The organism is Sphingorhabdus lacus, from assembly GCF_009768975.1.
Lineage (GTDB): Bacteria > Pseudomonadota > Alphaproteobacteria > Sphingomonadales > Sphingomonadaceae > Sphingorhabdus_B > Sphingorhabdus_B lacus.
In genome coordinates this window covers 269,416-283,569 of sequence record NZ_CP035733.1, presented here as the reverse complement: position 1 = coordinate 283,569, position 14,154 = coordinate 269,416, and the positions used below count along the sequence as shown (strand labels likewise).

The 14,154-nt window shown below is 55.2% G+C and carries 15 protein-coding genes and 1 pseudogene; 10 read left to right on the top strand and 6 right to left on the bottom strand.

Annotated elements, in window-relative coordinates; genetic code table 11:
- Nucleotides 1–141 precede the first annotated feature (141 nt).
- Nucleotides 142–801, top strand: a complete 660-nt coding sequence (locus EUU25_RS01315; protein WP_158897679.1) for a DUF4136 domain-containing protein — start codon at nucleotides 142–144, stop codon at nucleotides 799–801.
- A gap of 4 nt (nucleotides 802–805) precedes the next feature.
- On the opposite strand, the gene EUU25_RS01310 is transcribed toward EUU25_RS01315, so the two are convergent.
- The 5 genes and pseudogenes from EUU25_RS01310 to mutM all read right to left on the bottom strand — a co-directional run bounded on the left by EUU25_RS01310 (nucleotide 806) and on the right by mutM (nucleotide 5,164).
- Nucleotides 806–1,933, bottom strand: a complete 1,128-nt coding sequence (locus EUU25_RS01310) for a hypothetical protein (RefSeq protein ID WP_246162830.1) — start codon at nucleotides 1,931–1,933, stop codon at nucleotides 806–808.
- Nucleotides 1,934–2,005: pseudogene (locus tag EUU25_RS16680) on the bottom strand (zinc-ribbon domain-containing protein); the annotation flags it as partial. It lies immediately after the preceding gene.
- Between the two features lie 84 nt (nucleotides 2,006–2,089).
- Nucleotides 2,090–3,451 (bottom strand): chromosomal replication initiator protein DnaA, encoded by a 1,362-nt coding sequence (gene dnaA / locus EUU25_RS01305; RefSeq protein WP_246162968.1) that lies wholly within the window; start codon nucleotides 3,449–3,451, stop codon nucleotides 2,090–2,092.
- A gap of 518 nt (nucleotides 3,452–3,969) precedes the next feature.
- A complete protein-coding gene (gene rpsT, locus EUU25_RS01300; protein WP_158897676.1) occupies nucleotides 3,970–4,233 on the bottom strand; it encodes a 30S ribosomal protein S20 in 264 nt (87 codons plus the stop codon).
- 118 nt (nucleotides 4,234–4,351) lie between these two features.
- Complete coding sequence (gene mutM, locus EUU25_RS01295; RefSeq protein WP_158897675.1) at nucleotides 4,352–5,164, bottom strand: bifunctional DNA-formamidopyrimidine glycosylase/DNA-(apurinic or apyrimidinic site) lyase; 813 nt, start codon at nucleotides 5,162–5,164, stop codon at nucleotides 4,352–4,354.
- A 154-nt stretch (nucleotides 5,165–5,318) separates the two neighbouring features.
- On the opposite strand from mutM, the gene EUU25_RS01290 reads away from it, so the two are divergent.
- From EUU25_RS01290 to EUU25_RS01270, 5 genes are all read left to right on the top strand, one after another.
- Nucleotides 5,319–6,050, top strand: coding sequence for a class I SAM-dependent methyltransferase (locus EUU25_RS01290; protein WP_158897674.1), 732 nt, complete (start codon nucleotides 5,319–5,321; stop codon nucleotides 6,048–6,050).
- A gap of 52 nt (nucleotides 6,051–6,102) precedes the next feature.
- On the top strand, nucleotides 6,103–7,644 hold the full coding sequence (gene ubiB, locus EUU25_RS01285) for a 2-polyprenylphenol 6-hydroxylase (protein WP_158897673.1): 1,542 nt from the start codon (nucleotides 6,103–6,105) through the stop codon (nucleotides 7,642–7,644).
- A gap of 106 nt (nucleotides 7,645–7,750) precedes the next feature.
- Complete coding sequence (locus tag EUU25_RS01280; RefSeq protein WP_158897672.1) at nucleotides 7,751–9,016, top strand: bifunctional phosphopantothenoylcysteine decarboxylase/phosphopantothenate synthase; 1,266 nt, start codon at nucleotides 7,751–7,753, stop codon at nucleotides 9,014–9,016.
- Nucleotides 8,997–9,446, top strand: a complete 450-nt coding sequence (dut, locus tag EUU25_RS01275; RefSeq protein ID WP_158897671.1) for a dUTP diphosphatase — start codon at nucleotides 8,997–8,999, stop codon at nucleotides 9,444–9,446. The genes EUU25_RS01280 and dut overlap by 20 nt, the downstream gene beginning before the upstream one ends.
- A gap of 68 nt (nucleotides 9,447–9,514) precedes the next feature.
- Entirely contained in the window at nucleotides 9,515–10,282 is a 768-nt protein-coding gene (locus tag EUU25_RS01270; RefSeq protein ID WP_158897670.1) for a HesA/MoeB/ThiF family protein, read from the top strand.
- Here EUU25_RS01270 and EUU25_RS01265 read toward each other — a convergent pair.
- Complete coding sequence (locus EUU25_RS01265; RefSeq protein ID WP_158897669.1) at nucleotides 10,279–10,992, bottom strand: NAD-dependent deacylase; 714 nt, start codon at nucleotides 10,990–10,992, stop codon at nucleotides 10,279–10,281. The two genes, EUU25_RS01270 and EUU25_RS01265, sit on opposite strands and share 4 nt — an antisense overlap.
- 100 nt (nucleotides 10,993–11,092) lie before the next feature.
- Between EUU25_RS01265 and dapB the strand changes: the two genes are divergently transcribed.
- From dapB to EUU25_RS01245, 4 genes are all read left to right on the top strand, one after another.
- A complete protein-coding gene (gene dapB / locus EUU25_RS01260) occupies nucleotides 11,093–11,818 on the top strand; it encodes a 4-hydroxy-tetrahydrodipicolinate reductase (RefSeq protein WP_158897668.1) in 726 nt (241 codons plus the stop codon).
- An 84-nt stretch (nucleotides 11,819–11,902) separates the two neighbouring features.
- Complete coding sequence (locus EUU25_RS01255; RefSeq protein ID WP_158897667.1) at nucleotides 11,903–12,988, top strand: YjgN family protein; 1,086 nt, start codon at nucleotides 11,903–11,905, stop codon at nucleotides 12,986–12,988.
- A gap of 54 nt (nucleotides 12,989–13,042) precedes the next feature.
- Nucleotides 13,043–13,711, top strand: a complete 669-nt coding sequence (gene nth, locus EUU25_RS01250) for an endonuclease III (RefSeq protein ID WP_158897666.1) — start codon at nucleotides 13,043–13,045, stop codon at nucleotides 13,709–13,711.
- Nucleotides 13,712–13,754: 43 nt separating this feature from the next.
- Nucleotides 13,755–14,147, top strand: coding sequence for a DUF6491 family protein (locus tag EUU25_RS01245; RefSeq protein ID WP_158897665.1), 393 nt, complete (start codon nucleotides 13,755–13,757; stop codon nucleotides 14,145–14,147).
- Nucleotides 14,148–14,154 lie beyond the last annotated feature (7 nt).

The following is a 14,154-nucleotide window of genomic DNA, read 5'->3' as shown; positions in this document are numbered from 1 at the left end:
CATCGACGCTCTGATGCTGTTGCAAGAGTACGACACCGTCGGTTTTGGAAGGATTATTTCTACCGCTGTTAAACAACGGTTCATCGACATGATAACAAAATACGATCATAACGACTGAGTGCAACGTCGAGGATTTTAAAAATGAAAAAATTTGTGTCGCTCCTTTTCGTTCCTGCCGCCATGCTTGGGCTTAGTGCATGCGCTACTCCATTCAAGGCGGACGTGTCGCGCTTTCAGGAACTGCCCGCGCCCCAAGGACAAACTTTCACAATTCGCGCAGCCGATCCTGCGAACAATGGTGGCATTGAATTCGGACAATATGCTTCCTTGGTGACTACCGAACTGCAGGAAATTGGATATACTCCAGCCGCATCAGGTTCATCAGCGGATATGACGGTAACTCTCGGCTATACCGTAGATCAGGGCAAAGAGCGCACAATCGTTCGCCAAGACCCGTTCTATGATCCCTATTGGGGATTTGGCGGCGCATACCGTCCTTACGTGGTCCGGACGCGCCGGGGCGGTCGTTATGTCGTCGGCTATTATGACCCGTTTCTCTACAGCGGATTTAATCGTCCTTATGATGTCGATAGTTTCACCGTCTATACGGCCAATATAGATTTGAAAATTGATCGGGCGAATGACGGCAAGCGCCTGTTTGAAGGCAAGGCTGAAGCGAAATCACGCTCCAACAAATTGCCTCATCTGGTGCCGAATCTGGTCGAAGCCATGTTCACAGGTTTTCCTGGAAACAGCGGCGAGACCGTCCGTATCTCGATAGCGCCTGAAGAAAAACGCTAGCCTGTTAAACGCCGCAACCGAGCTCTGACTTGCCGTAAGCTGCGCCTTCACCCCGCGTCGCACTGATACCGGCGTAGAGCTCGGTGGACGTAAACGTTCCGTCGGCGCCAACCCGATATCCCTTGCTGCGAAATGTTTCGATAACCTTGGCAGCCGGATCGGAGAAATAAAGCGATTGGGCTTCGTAGTGCTGTCCTATTGCGGTCAGTGACAGCCCTTCAAACGAGCGTTGCAGTTTGACATAAGTGCTTTTGCCTTCGGCCGCAGCATAGGCTTTATCGCGAGCTTCTTCGTCGACAAACTCCTTATTCTCCAGATCCGCCCATTGGGCACGGAGACGGGCAGCGATCTTGGCGAATTCCGCGTCAATGTCGCCGCCGAAGCTGCAGGTTTGGGGATTGAAGCGGATCGCCACAGGCTTGCCACCCAGCCGCGCCAAAATTGCCGCGCCATCGGCGAGATATCCAACGCCGCCTTTGCCAAGTTTGACTTCGATAAAGTCATTCGCAGTTAAACCGGCCAGCGTCAGTCTGGTTCCGGTGCTTACCCGTTCTAGAAGTCCGCTAGCTGTATCTGGCTGAAGCCAAATATCGAGCGCTCCATCCGCTGTCCACACACGGTCATTCAGTGGCTTGGTGATTTCTGGCGGTTGGAACTCGGCGAGATTTATCACTGCGATAAAGCCTTTGCCATCCGACAGTTCCAGCCATTCGCTGCTGCCATCCATTCCCAATTTTACGACGCCTGTGACTGCACTGCCGCGTGGAAGTTTTCCGAGAATTTGGCTGCCGACAGTTGTCGCACGATCGCGGATATTCGCCTCAGTCATAGCGAATAACTGTTTCGGTTCCAAAGTCGCGCCGACCGTCGTGCCTGGCGTTGTCTTCTGTCCAGGGGTACTCCCGAGATCGTCCAGAATGAACAACCAGAAATACAAGGCACCCACAACCAGCGCGCCGCCTACGACTGCCGCGGGAAGGAACCAACGCCTTTTTTTAGTGTGTGACCTGGAAATGGTTTGGACCTTCTCGGTGTTAAGGGTCCCTTCTAGACCGCCCACCGTTGGAGACGCAAGCGGCGCATCGGCAGAGGAGGCTGCCTCCGCACTTGGCTGATCGACGGCACCCAACATTGCCCCGCATTTTGAACAATAGCGTGCGTTCGGTGGGTTGGCTGTGCCGCAAGATGTGCAGAATGTGACCATAATTATCCCCCGAATCCGGATAGGACAGTGGATAAGCTGTGGAGTTCTCGTTGAAAAGCGGTGTTTAAAGCGGGGAGCCCGATATCACGCCTCAAGCTGACGCAAGAGAGCACGCACATCATTGTCCATATCGCTATCTTGCTTCCGCAAATCTTCCACCAACCGTACGGCGTGGATGACGGTCGAATGGTCACGTCCACCAAATTTGCGGCCAATCTCGGGATAGCTGCGTGGTGTCATCACCTTTGCCAGATACATCGCGACCTGACGCGGACGCACCACGGCACGTGCGCGGCGCTTGGACGACATCTCACTGCGGTCAATGCGGTAGTATTCGCAAACGGCGCGCTGGATTTCATCGATTGTGATGCGCCGACGGCAAGCACTAAGTATGTCTTTCAGTTGCTCTTCAGCCAAAGTCCGCGTCACAGGCTTGCCGGTCAATTGGGCATAGGCAAGAAGCTTGTTCAAACCGCCCTCCAACTCACGGACATTACGGCTGATGGTGCGGGCGAGAAATTCCACCACATCTTCACCCACTTGCGCCTCAGGCATCTGGGCCAGACGTTGCTGCAATATCAACCGACGCAATTCAAGATCAGCCGGCTGAATATCGGCGACGAGTCCCATCGACAGGCGGGAAAGAATCCGCTGGTCAACACCGTCGAGGGCCTGCGGTGCGCGGTCAGCAGCCACAACAAGGCGCTTACCGGCTCCGATGATCGCGTCGATCGTGTGTAGAAACTCTTCCTGCGTCGAAACCTTACCGATGATGAACTGGATATCGTCAATCAAAAGAACATCAACCGCGCGAAGCCGGGCTTTGAATTCCATAACTTCTTTGCGCCGCATTGCGGTTACAAATTCCATCATGAATTTTTCGGCCGACATATAGATTATCTGTGCGTCGGGATTAACTTCGGCATAGGCGTGGCCGATGGCGTGCATCAAATGGGTTTTGCCCTGCCCAGTCGCTGCCTGAAGATAAAGCGGGTTGAAGAGTGGCTTGTCCTTGGCAGCCACCCGCTCTGCAGCGCTGAGTGCCAGTACATTTGTTTGCCCTTTGACAAAATTGGCAAAGGTCATGCGTGGATCGAGTGCCGAGCGAACAGGCAATGCTTCCGCCATATGCTGGGCGGCTGGGCGTTCGGTTACACCCGAGGGGCGCAGCATCTCAACGCGCGCGGTACCCGGACGAGTACGGATCTTAAGTTGCTTGACGCTTTTGTTGGTCGACACCCAAGCGAGACGCAGGCGATCTGCATAATGGTCCGAAACCCAGCTTGCGGAAAAATCGGACGGAAGAAGCAATTCCAACGTTCCGGTCAGGTCACAGAAATCGCCCAATGTGATCGATCGAATCCACTGGCCATAAATCTGTGCGCCCAAGTCGCGACGCAACCCGGAGGAAATGATCTGCCAGTCGGCTTCAAAGCGTGCGGTCAGGGCAGCTGCGGCGTTACCGTCTGTCTGCTGACCGGAACTGTTCTGCGATACAATAATATTACCGGTCACCTTGTGCGAGCCCCTCTTTTCCACCCCTTGCCAGCACATCGAAACCGCGCGCTATCCGCCGTCACACCAAGCCACAGAAAACCCCAGCCCACTTGTCGCCAAATGAAGCTCAATCTGTGTCCAAATCTCAATGTGAGGCACTGCCCGACTGTCGTCACGCGATGCTGGAGGTCTTTTCTTAGACGTCTCTAAACGAGTCGAGCAAGGGGCGCATTGCAAAAAAAGTGAAATAAATGCTGTTGACTCTCTGCAAGCCAAGCAAAAGCGTAAATTAATTTTTAATCACCTGTTTTAGCGGTTTTTTCTGTTCGGTGACGCGAAAACGATCCCCCGAATCGCAGGAAATCCTTGAGTTAGGATTATGACATTCCGCCCAAAGAAAAACCCGCCTCAATTGGGGCGGGTTTTGCATAGATGCATCAGATCGCTCTGACGAAGATGAATGCTGTTTACGCGAGCGCGCCAACAGCCTTCGTCAAACGGCCGAACTTACGCGAAGCCGTGTTCTTGTGCAGAACGCCCTTGGACACGCCACGTGCCAGTTCCGGCTGTGCCGCAGCCAATGCCTCGGCGGCAGCGGACTTGTCGCCTGCTTCAATTGCCGACTCAACTTTCTTCACGAAAGTACGAATGCGGCTGACGCGAGCGCCATTAACTTCGGTGCGACGCGCATTGCGACGGATACGCTTTTTTGCTTGCGGCGTATTGGCCATTTTAGTCCTCAAATTTCGTTAGATACGAGCCTCATCGTGCGATGCTTGCCCGTTGAAGGTGCCGCCCTTACCCTCGGGTTTCAGATTCGTCAACCTGCAAAAGCCCCAAAAATGCTGCTTATCGTTGGCATTTCGCACAATAAAAGGTGGAACGCCCCGAATCGACCCGCCGTTTGACCTGTGCGCCACAACCGCAAACTTCCCCCTCACGACCATATACCCGCCAGTCCTTGGCAAAATATCCAAGCTCGCCATCAGGCGCCGCAAAATCGCGCAAGGTTGAACCGCCAGCCGCAATAGCTGAGGTCAACACCACTTTGATCGCGATTACCAGTTTGACCAACCGCGGCTTGGATATCTTCTCCGACAACGCATCAGGAGCAATACCAGCCATGTGCAGCGCCTCACATACATAAATATTGCCGAGCCCTGCCACGATGTTCTGGTTCAGCAGCATCGCCTTGATCGGCGCCTTGCGCCCTTTTAGCGCCTTTTGAAGAACTTCCGCGTCAAATTCGTCCGACAGGGGTTCAGGGCCCATTTTCGCGAAAAAACGATAATCGGCCAAAGTTCCGTTTGCTACAATATCAAGCGACCCAAAGCGTCGGTGGTCGTTTAACGCTACAACCCGTCCTGCAGCGGTCTCGAGCAGAAAGTGGTCGTGCTTTTCCATCTCGGCGGGATCAACGCGCCACCTGCCGGACATCCCCAAATGGAAAATCAGAACGTCGTCGCGGTCCGTGTAAATCAGGCCATATTTCGCACGCCGACCCAGACCTGTGATTGTTGCGCCTGTCAAACGCTGGCGCAAATCTTCCGGGATGGGCCACCGTAAGTCAGCGCGAAATGCTTCTGCGCGCGTTATCCGCTGGCCGTCTAGGACCTTGCGTAAACCAGCAACGGTTGTTTCTACTTCGGGAAGCTCGGGCATTGGCTAACGCTATGAAGGCGAACCCCGCCGTCTGTCTATGTCTTTATAACGATGGAATAGGGAATATAGAGAAACAATTCTGTCATCCGCAGCGATGCTTTTTGCACGCATCAGCCTTTGCGACATCCGCAACTATCGGCTAGGGACTCGCGCGATGACTGAAACTGTATCTTTCGGCTACGAACAGGTAAGCCCCGAAGAGAAGACTGCACGCGTCGGCGGCGTCTTTTCCAATGTTGCACGCAAATATGACATCATGAACGATGCGATGTCCGGCGGGATGCATCGTCTGTGGAAAGACAAATTTGTTCGACGGGTGAAACCACAGGCGGGCGAAGACATATTGGATATGGCCGGCGGAACCGGTGACATCGCCTTCCGGATGGAAAAATCGGGTGCTCAAGTGACAGTGTCCGATATCAACGAAGATATGCTGGAAGTGGGCATGGGTCGCGCGCTGAAACGTGGAATCGACACATTGATCTGGTCGCCGCAAAATGCGGAAACGCTGACCTTTCCGGACAAGCATTTTGATGCCTATACCATCGCATTCGGTATCCGGAACGTAACGGACATACCTACCGCATTGAAAGAAGCGCATCGCGTGCTGCGCTTCGGTGGACGGTTCTTTTGTCTGGAATTTTCGACGGTCGAATGGCCCGGACTGGCGCAGGCTTATGATGTCTATTCGGAACGCCTCGTTCCTAAACTCGGCAAAGCCATCGCCGGGGATGAAGACAGCTACCGCTATCTAGTCGAATCGATTCGCCGGTTCCCTGATATGCAAAATTTCAAGCGGATGATTGGCGAAGCCGGATTTGTTCAAACCAAGGTCGAACCGATCATGGGTGGACTGGTGGCTATCCACAGCGGTTGGAAAGTGTGAAAATGCACTTGGCGGGATATCCCCTTCCCCATGCGGGAGGGGTCAAAAGAACATGACCCGTCCGGTGACCCACATCCTGCGTCTATTGAAATGGGGACGGATACTCGCCCGCCACGGCGCCTTGCGCGCAATCGAAGCGGACCGCAACACGCCGCCACAGGTAAAGCGGCTCTGCCGGATTGCCCGTTTCGGAACGGTCCAGCCCAAAGTGCCAGACTATGCAGGTGCCTTTCGCGCTATCGGCCCAGCGGCCATCAAGCTAGGCCAGACATTGGCGACCCGGCCGGATATTATCGGTGTTGAGGCGGCGCATAACCTGCTGACGCTTCAGGACCAGCTTCCGCCTGCACCTTTCGAAGCGGTCTATGCGCAGATCGATACCAGCCTGAATAAACCTGCCAACGAATTGTTCGAATATATCAATCCCGAAGCGGTGGGTTCTGCGTCGATCGCACAAGTCTACCGGGCCCGAACCACCGACGGCAAGGATGTGGCCGTCAAGGTTTTGCGTCCAGGTATTCGCGAACAATTCGCACGCGATATCGAAACCTATGAATGGGCAGCCGCGCATCTCGAAGCGCTTGGTGGTGAAGCTGCGCGTTTGCGGCCCCAACTGGTCATTGCCAATCTGAAGAGATGGACTTTGCGCGAACTGGATTTACGCCGCGAAGCCGCCAGCGCCTCCGAGCTCAAAGACGCTATGGTCGCGGTCGATGGATATTCCATCCCGGCAATCGACTGGGATCGCACGTCGGGCCGGGTACTCACGCTGGAATGGGTGGACGGAATCAAGATCTCCGATATCGAAGCACTTAAAGCGGCAGGCCATGATCTCAATAAAATGGCCGAAAAACTGGTCCTGACCTTTTTGCGTCAAGCAATCTCCGAGGGCTATTTCCACGCCGATATGCATCAGGGCAACCTTTTCGTCCGGGCGGATGGGACAATCGTTGCGATAGATTTCGGGATTATGGGGCGTATCAACCGGCAGGCGCGTTTCTGGCTCGCTGAAATATTATATGGCCTTACAACCGGCAATTATAAGCGCGTCGCGGAAATACATTTTGAGGCGCAATATGTGCCCAGCTACCACAATGTCGACGAATTTGCGACCGCACTGCGCGCCGTCGGGGAACCGACGCGCGGCAAGCCCGTGAGCGAATTGTCGGTCGGGCAAATGCTCGACAGTCTTTTCGCTATTACCCGCGACTTCGATATGCAAACCCAACCCCATCTGCTTCTACTTCAGAAGACAATGGTCATGGTGGAAGGAATTGCCACATCACTCAATCCCGCCATTAACATGTGGGATGTAGCCGCACCCTTTGTCCGAGACTGGATCAGAGGTGAGCTTGGACCTGAAGCCATGCTCGCCGACGGCATCAAGAAGCAGGCGGACACATTGAAGATGATCCCCGACATCATCCGCAGGCTCGACGAACAATTGCCGCGAAAAGGCGGTGCGCCAGAGCCACCTCCCCTGCCGCATGTCGAACTTATCTGGGAACGGCGTGCCGGTGGTGGCTGGTGGCGCTATGCTTTGGTCGCTGTAGTCGCTGCGGCCACGGGTGCTGCAGGAATGTGGGCACTGTAATGTCCTCGCGCCGTGCCCATCGCATGGTCCATAGCTGCACCGGGAAGCCAGCCTTACATACACAATTTGCTTTGACGGTTCCCGATACGGAATTAAGCGGATAATCATGGAAACCAAACGCATCCTGCTGATCGTGTCTGGAGGCATTGCTGCCTATAAGTCACTTGAACTTGTCCGGCTTATCAAGCGGCAGGGAATCGCTGTCCGCGCGGTCATGACGCAGAGTGCGACGGAATTTGTAACGCCACTGTCGATGGGCGTGATGACCGAAGATCAGGTCTATGGCGACATGTTCGACCTGAAAGAAGAACGCGAGATCGGGCATATCCAGCTCAGCCGTCAGGCCGACCTTATCGTCATTTGCCCAGCGACAGCGAATATCCTTGCCAAGATGGCAGCAGGGATCGCCGACGATCTCGCCACGACGATATTGCTTGCCACGGACAAACCGGTGTTGGCCGTTCCCGCCATGAATGTCCGCATGTGGCAACACGCCGCAACTCAGCGCAATCTGGCACAATTGCGCGCCGACGGCGTGACGATCATGGAACCCGATTCAGGCGCAATGGCCTGCGGTGAATTCGGGCCGGGGCGGCTGCCGGAACCACCCGCAATCGCCGAACGGATTTGTGCAATGCTTGGGCATAGTTTCGATTCAACCCTCACGGCCGGACGCGCGCCTACAACATTGGAAGCACAGCCCGATTTCGCGGACATCACGCACCGGCCGCTATTTGGAAAGCGCGTTCTGGTGACGGCCGGTCCAACGCATGAAGCCATCGATCCCGTCCGTTACATTGCCAACCGCTCATCGGGACGACAAGGCTTCGCTATCGCGGCGGCGGCTGCGGAAATGGGCGCCGAGGTTACTCTCATCGCCGGTCCGGTCCATTTGGTGACCCCACCTGGCGTCATACGTATTGATGTCGAAACAGCGCTGGAGATGCAGTCGGAAGTCGAAAAGGCTCTTCCCAGCGATGTTGCCATCATGGTTGCCGCCGTCGCTGACTGGCGTGCCACCGAAGCGCCGGACCAGAAAATAAAGAAAGATGGCAAAGGCATTCCGCCCCTCACATTAACCGAAAACCCTGACATCCTCGCAAGTCTTGCACAGCATAAGAACAGGCCGGGACTGCTTATCGGCTTTGCTGCGGAAACCGAAAAGATCATTGAACATGCACAAGCCAAACTGGCGAAAAAAGGGTGCGACTGGATTGTGGCAAACGACGTATCCGGCGATGTTATGGGAGGCGCAAACAACGCCTTTCATATCGTAAACAAGGACGGAGTTGAAAGCTGGCCCGATAGCCCGAAGGACGTTATCGCCCGCAAATTGATGGAAAGGGTTGCCCATGCGCTCGCCCAAGGTTGAAGTACAGGTTAAGCGGCTGAACCATGGTGCCGGTCTGGCGATGCCCGATTATGCCACGACCGGTGCCGCTGGCATGGATATTTGCGCCGCCGAAAGCCTGACGCTGCGCGTGGGTAAACGGCACGCCGTTGCGACCGGCTTCGCTTTCGCTATTCCCGAAGGCTATGAGGTTCAGGTTCGTCCGCGGTCTGGCCTTGCCCTTAAACATGGTATCACCTGCCTCAACACGCCCGGAACGATCGACAGCGATTATCGCGGGGAAGTAAAAGTCATTCTGGCCAATCTGGGCGAAGATGATTTCCCCATTTCGAAAGGTGACCGTATCGCCCAAATCGTGGTCGCGCCTGTCACTCACGCCGCGATGGTGGAAGTTGAGGAATTGGACGATACCGCTCGCGGTGCCGGAGGTTTCGGTTCGACCGGAGTATGAAGGTCGCCTCATTTGCCTGACCTGCTCTCATATAGATTTGTTGCCGCTTTGCTCTATACCCCCCGATAATGGCTGAACTTTCCGACCACCAACTGGACCGTTATGCGCGGCACATTGTCTTGCGGGATATTGGCGGTGCCGGACAGGCGCGTTTGTTAGAGAGCCATGTCCTGCTTATTGGCGCAGGCGGCATCGGCAGCCCCGCGATCCAGTATCTCGCGGCAGCCGGTGTCGGCACGATCAGCGTTGTTGATGATGACGCGATATCGCTGTCCAATTTGCAACGCCAAATTCTGTATAGCGAAACTCAAATTGGCGAGGCCAAAGTAGAGGCTGCCGCTGCTGCCGTTAAACGGCTGAACCCGGACGTGAGCTTTCACGCAATCAGGCGTCGTATCCACCATCTCACCACATCGGACATTCTGAACGGCGTCGATGTCGTTATCGACGGCAGCGACAATTTTGCCACCCGCCTGACTGTCAACGATCTCTGCCTGTCGGCCCGCGTTCCGCTCGTCAGCGCCGCCATCGGGCAATTTCATGGTCAGATCGGCACCTTCACCGGGTGGCAGAATGACGCGCCCTGTTACCGATGCTTTGTCGGTGATGCGCACGACCCTGACGATTGTGACGACTGCGCCACACAGGGCGTATTGGGGGCGATGTGCGGCCTGATGGGCAGTTTCGCTGCGATGGAAGCTATACGTGTCCTCACAGGCTTTGGAGATAGCCAAAGTGGCAAGCTGCACATTTTTGACGGCATGACCCCATCCATGCGCAGCATTAAACTTCCGAAAGACCCGGCGTGCAGCAGTTGCGGTTCGTTATCGTCCTAACCGGATTGCTGGCGCAATAACTCGTCTACCCACTCAGGAACTACTTCCGATGCAGGGCCATGACGTGCCTCATCGAACCAATGACTTCCCTGGCTCGGCTCAAGATTCAGTTCGAGAGTGCGAACACCCTGCTCGCGTGCGTCCCGGACAAAGCCAGCGGCGGGATAGACCGCCCCCGACGTCCCGATACTGACAAACAGATCGGCCCGGTTCAATGCAGCATAGATTTCGTTCATCCTGTACGGCATCTCTCCAAACCAAACGATGTCCGGCCGCATTTGCCCGGGCACGCCGCACGTTGGACAGGAAGGACGATCCAATAGCGTCCCGTACCAGCGATGCCGCCCGTCGCAGGCAAGACACCACGCATTCAAATGTTCGCCATGCATATGCAACAAACGCCCGGCACCGGCCCGTTCGTGTAAATCATCGACATTCTGCGTGATGATCAGAAGGCCGCCCTTCCATTCCGCGTCCAATCGGGCCAGTGCCTGATGCGCGGCGTTAGGCTGCACCTCTTGAATACGGGCACGCCGCATATCGTAGAACCGGAGGACAAGTTCCGGATCGCGGGCAAAAGCCTCGGGCGTCGCGACGTCTTCGACGCGATGCTGCTCCCATAATCCACCCGCGCTGCGAAACGTATCAATACCGCTTTCCGCGCTGACACCAGCGCCGGTCAGGATTACGATGTTGCGTATCTCTGTCACCCGATGATCCATTCTTATGCTGAACTTGTTTCAGCATGCTAATCTAGTAAGACCTTGGAGTGAAATCACCAGCGGTGAAACAGGTTCGGGAAAAAGAGATATGAAAATTGGCATAATCGGCAGTGCGGGACGCATGGGACAAGTGTTGGTGGCAGCGATTACCGAGGCCGGACACGATTATGCGGGCGGTGTTGATAAGGGCGATGATCTGGCTTCACTGATTGCGGCGTCCGACGTGCTCGTTGACTTTTCCAGTCCCCATGCTCTCGAAGCCAATCTGGATGCATGTGTCGCGGCAGCCAAGCCTATAGTGATTGGGACCACCGGTTTGGAAGAACGCCATCATTATCTGATCGATGATGCCGCACGCGACATTGCTGTATTGCAGACCGGCAACACATCGCTCGGCGTCACCATGCTTGCGGCTTTGGTGCTACAGGCAGCGGCACAATTGGGCGACGATTGGGATATCGAGATCGTTGAAATGCACCACCGTCACAAGGTGGATGCACCATCCGGCACCGCGACGCTGCTGGGTGAAGCGGCCGCCAAGGGACGTGCGATCGACCTCAAATCGCATAGCGAAAGAGGTCGCGACGGCATTACCGGGGCACGAGAACCCGGGAATATCGGCTTTGCCAGCTTGCGGGGCGGCAGTGTTGCCGGCGACCACAGCGTCATTTTTGCTTCAGACAATGAACGTATAGAGCTGATCCACCGTGCCGAAAACCGGGCTATTTTTGCCAAGGGTGCCGTGAAGGCAGCACTTTGGTTGAAGCAGCAGAAAGCCGGGCGTTATGGCATGCCCGAGGTTTTGGGCGTCTGACCGGTTAGACCCAGCGACACCAATTGCTTCTAGACATTTGTTTTGGAGACATTACCCAAAGCCAAGGGCTTCGGGGGTTGTCTTGTGGATTTAGAAATCGAACCAGAGCAGCGCTTTGGCTTTAGCGGAAACTGGCGCGAATTCGCGCCGATCGCCTTATCAAATGCATTGCTGACATTGGTTACTTTGGGAATCTATCGTTTCTGGGCCATCAGGCGGGAACGCGAATATCTCTGGAGCCATACCTGGTTACTGGACGAATGGCTGGAATGGACCGGCACAGCAAAAGAACTGCTCGTGGGGTTCATCTTTGCCGCGATCCTGCTGGGCGGGCCCCTTTTAATCCTGCAGTTCGGCATTCAGGCACTTGTTTTCCAGGGATATGGAACGGCCGCTATCGTCGTCAGCGTCATTACTCTCCTCTTCTTCAATTTCGTCGTCGGCGTCGCGCGTTTTCGTGCCCTGCGTTACCGCCTAAACCGCACTTACTGGAAAGGGATAAGAGGTGGGTCTGACGAACCGGGATGGGCCTATGGATTTTCCAATTTGTGGAAATGGGTCGCAAATTATCTCAGCCTCGGCTCCGCTGTTGCATGGTCCATGACAACATTGTGGAACGACAAGTGGAACCAGATGAGCTTCGGGAATATCCCCTTCCGGTCTACGGCAAAGGTGCGACCTGTGCTTGTGCCCTTCATTTGCCTCTATCTGACGCCGATCCTGCTGATGATCGTCACCGTTACCTACATATTGGTGCAGGGTACGATGATCCAAGGTGTTTATGTCTTTATCGACGCACCGCCGGCTATCAGGCTCGCCTTCTTCCTGTTGATCGCCTTCCTGATCTACACGCTGATCTCGTTGATCTTTGTCATCTATTACGCCGCATTTTTCCGTAACGCGATTTCCCAATTGTCGTGGGGTGACCTCCGTTTCTCGTTCGAAGCGGAAGGTGGGGAATGGTTCATGCTGTTTCTTGTCGATGCCTTGATCATCATTGCAACACTCGGGATCGGCTCCTTTTTTCTCGGCTATCGGCACTGGGCATTTTTTGCGAAGCATATGGCTGTCCATGGCGAACTGGATGAAGCGGTCCTGCAACAAACCTCCACCCGGAATGAGAAATATAGCGACGGATGGCTCGACGCGATGGACATCGGAGCGTTTTGATTTTCCGGAAATCGGCTATGGGTCCCTGCATTCCATAACACCGCAAGGCGATACATGAAAAAGGCCGATATCTTCGAATTTTACCGCCGCCTCGCCGATGCCAATCCGTCGCCCGAAACCGAGTTGGCCTATGGCAATGTCTATCAACTGCTGGTTGCGGTCGTATGTTCGGCGCAATCCACAGACGTCGGGGTCAACAAGGCAACACGGCGGCTGTTTGAAGAAGTAAAGACGCCCGCGCAAATGGTCCAATTGGGCGAAGACGGCCTGAAGGAGCATATCAAGACGATCGGCTTGTTCAACGGCAAGGCCAAAAATGTCATCGCATTGTCCGAAATACTAGTGCGCGACCATGGCGGGGAGGTTCCTGCCGACCGGGATGCGTTGGAGGCGTTACCCGGCGTCGGGCGGAAAACGGCAAATGTCGTCATGAACACCGCCTTTGGCGCAGAGACCTTTGCCGTCGATACGCATATATTCCGCGTCGGAAACCGGACGGGTCTGGCGCCCGGAAAAACCGTGCTCGCGGTTGAAAAAGCGCTCGACAAGCGCACGCCCCATCCCTTTCGGATCGGCGCGCACCACTGGTTGATCCTTCACGGTCGGTATGTTTGCAAGGCACGCACACCGGAATGCTGGCGTTGCCCGGTTGCCGATTTGTGTCGCTTCAAACCAAAAACCGTACCCCCCAAAGGCAAGTCAGCCCCTATTCAGGTGGACTGAGATACTAAAATGTTGCGGCCTAGATAAACTCGGGAGAATTGAGATGAGAACATCAATCATAGGAGTTGCAGCCCTCGCACTGTTGGCAGGTGGCGCAACGGCGGGCCTATCCGCAAAGAAAGAGCCTGCCCCGGTACGCGCCGTAGGCGAGCCGGTAAACTGCGTATCCTTGAACCAGATCCGTTCGACAAAAGTCATCGACAACAGCACAATCGATTTCAAAATGGCAGGCGGAAAAACCTACCGGAACTCTTTACCCAGCAGTTGCCCAGGTTTGAAGTTTGAGGACCGCTTTTCCTACCGCACCTCCCTAAACCAGTTGTGCAGCGTGGATATCGTGCGTGTGCTCCACGATTATGGCGGCCGCTTGACCGAAGGCGCAGGTTGCGGGCTTGGAAAGTTCCAGCCTGTCGAGAAAATCAGCGCCGCGCCTTAAGCAAACC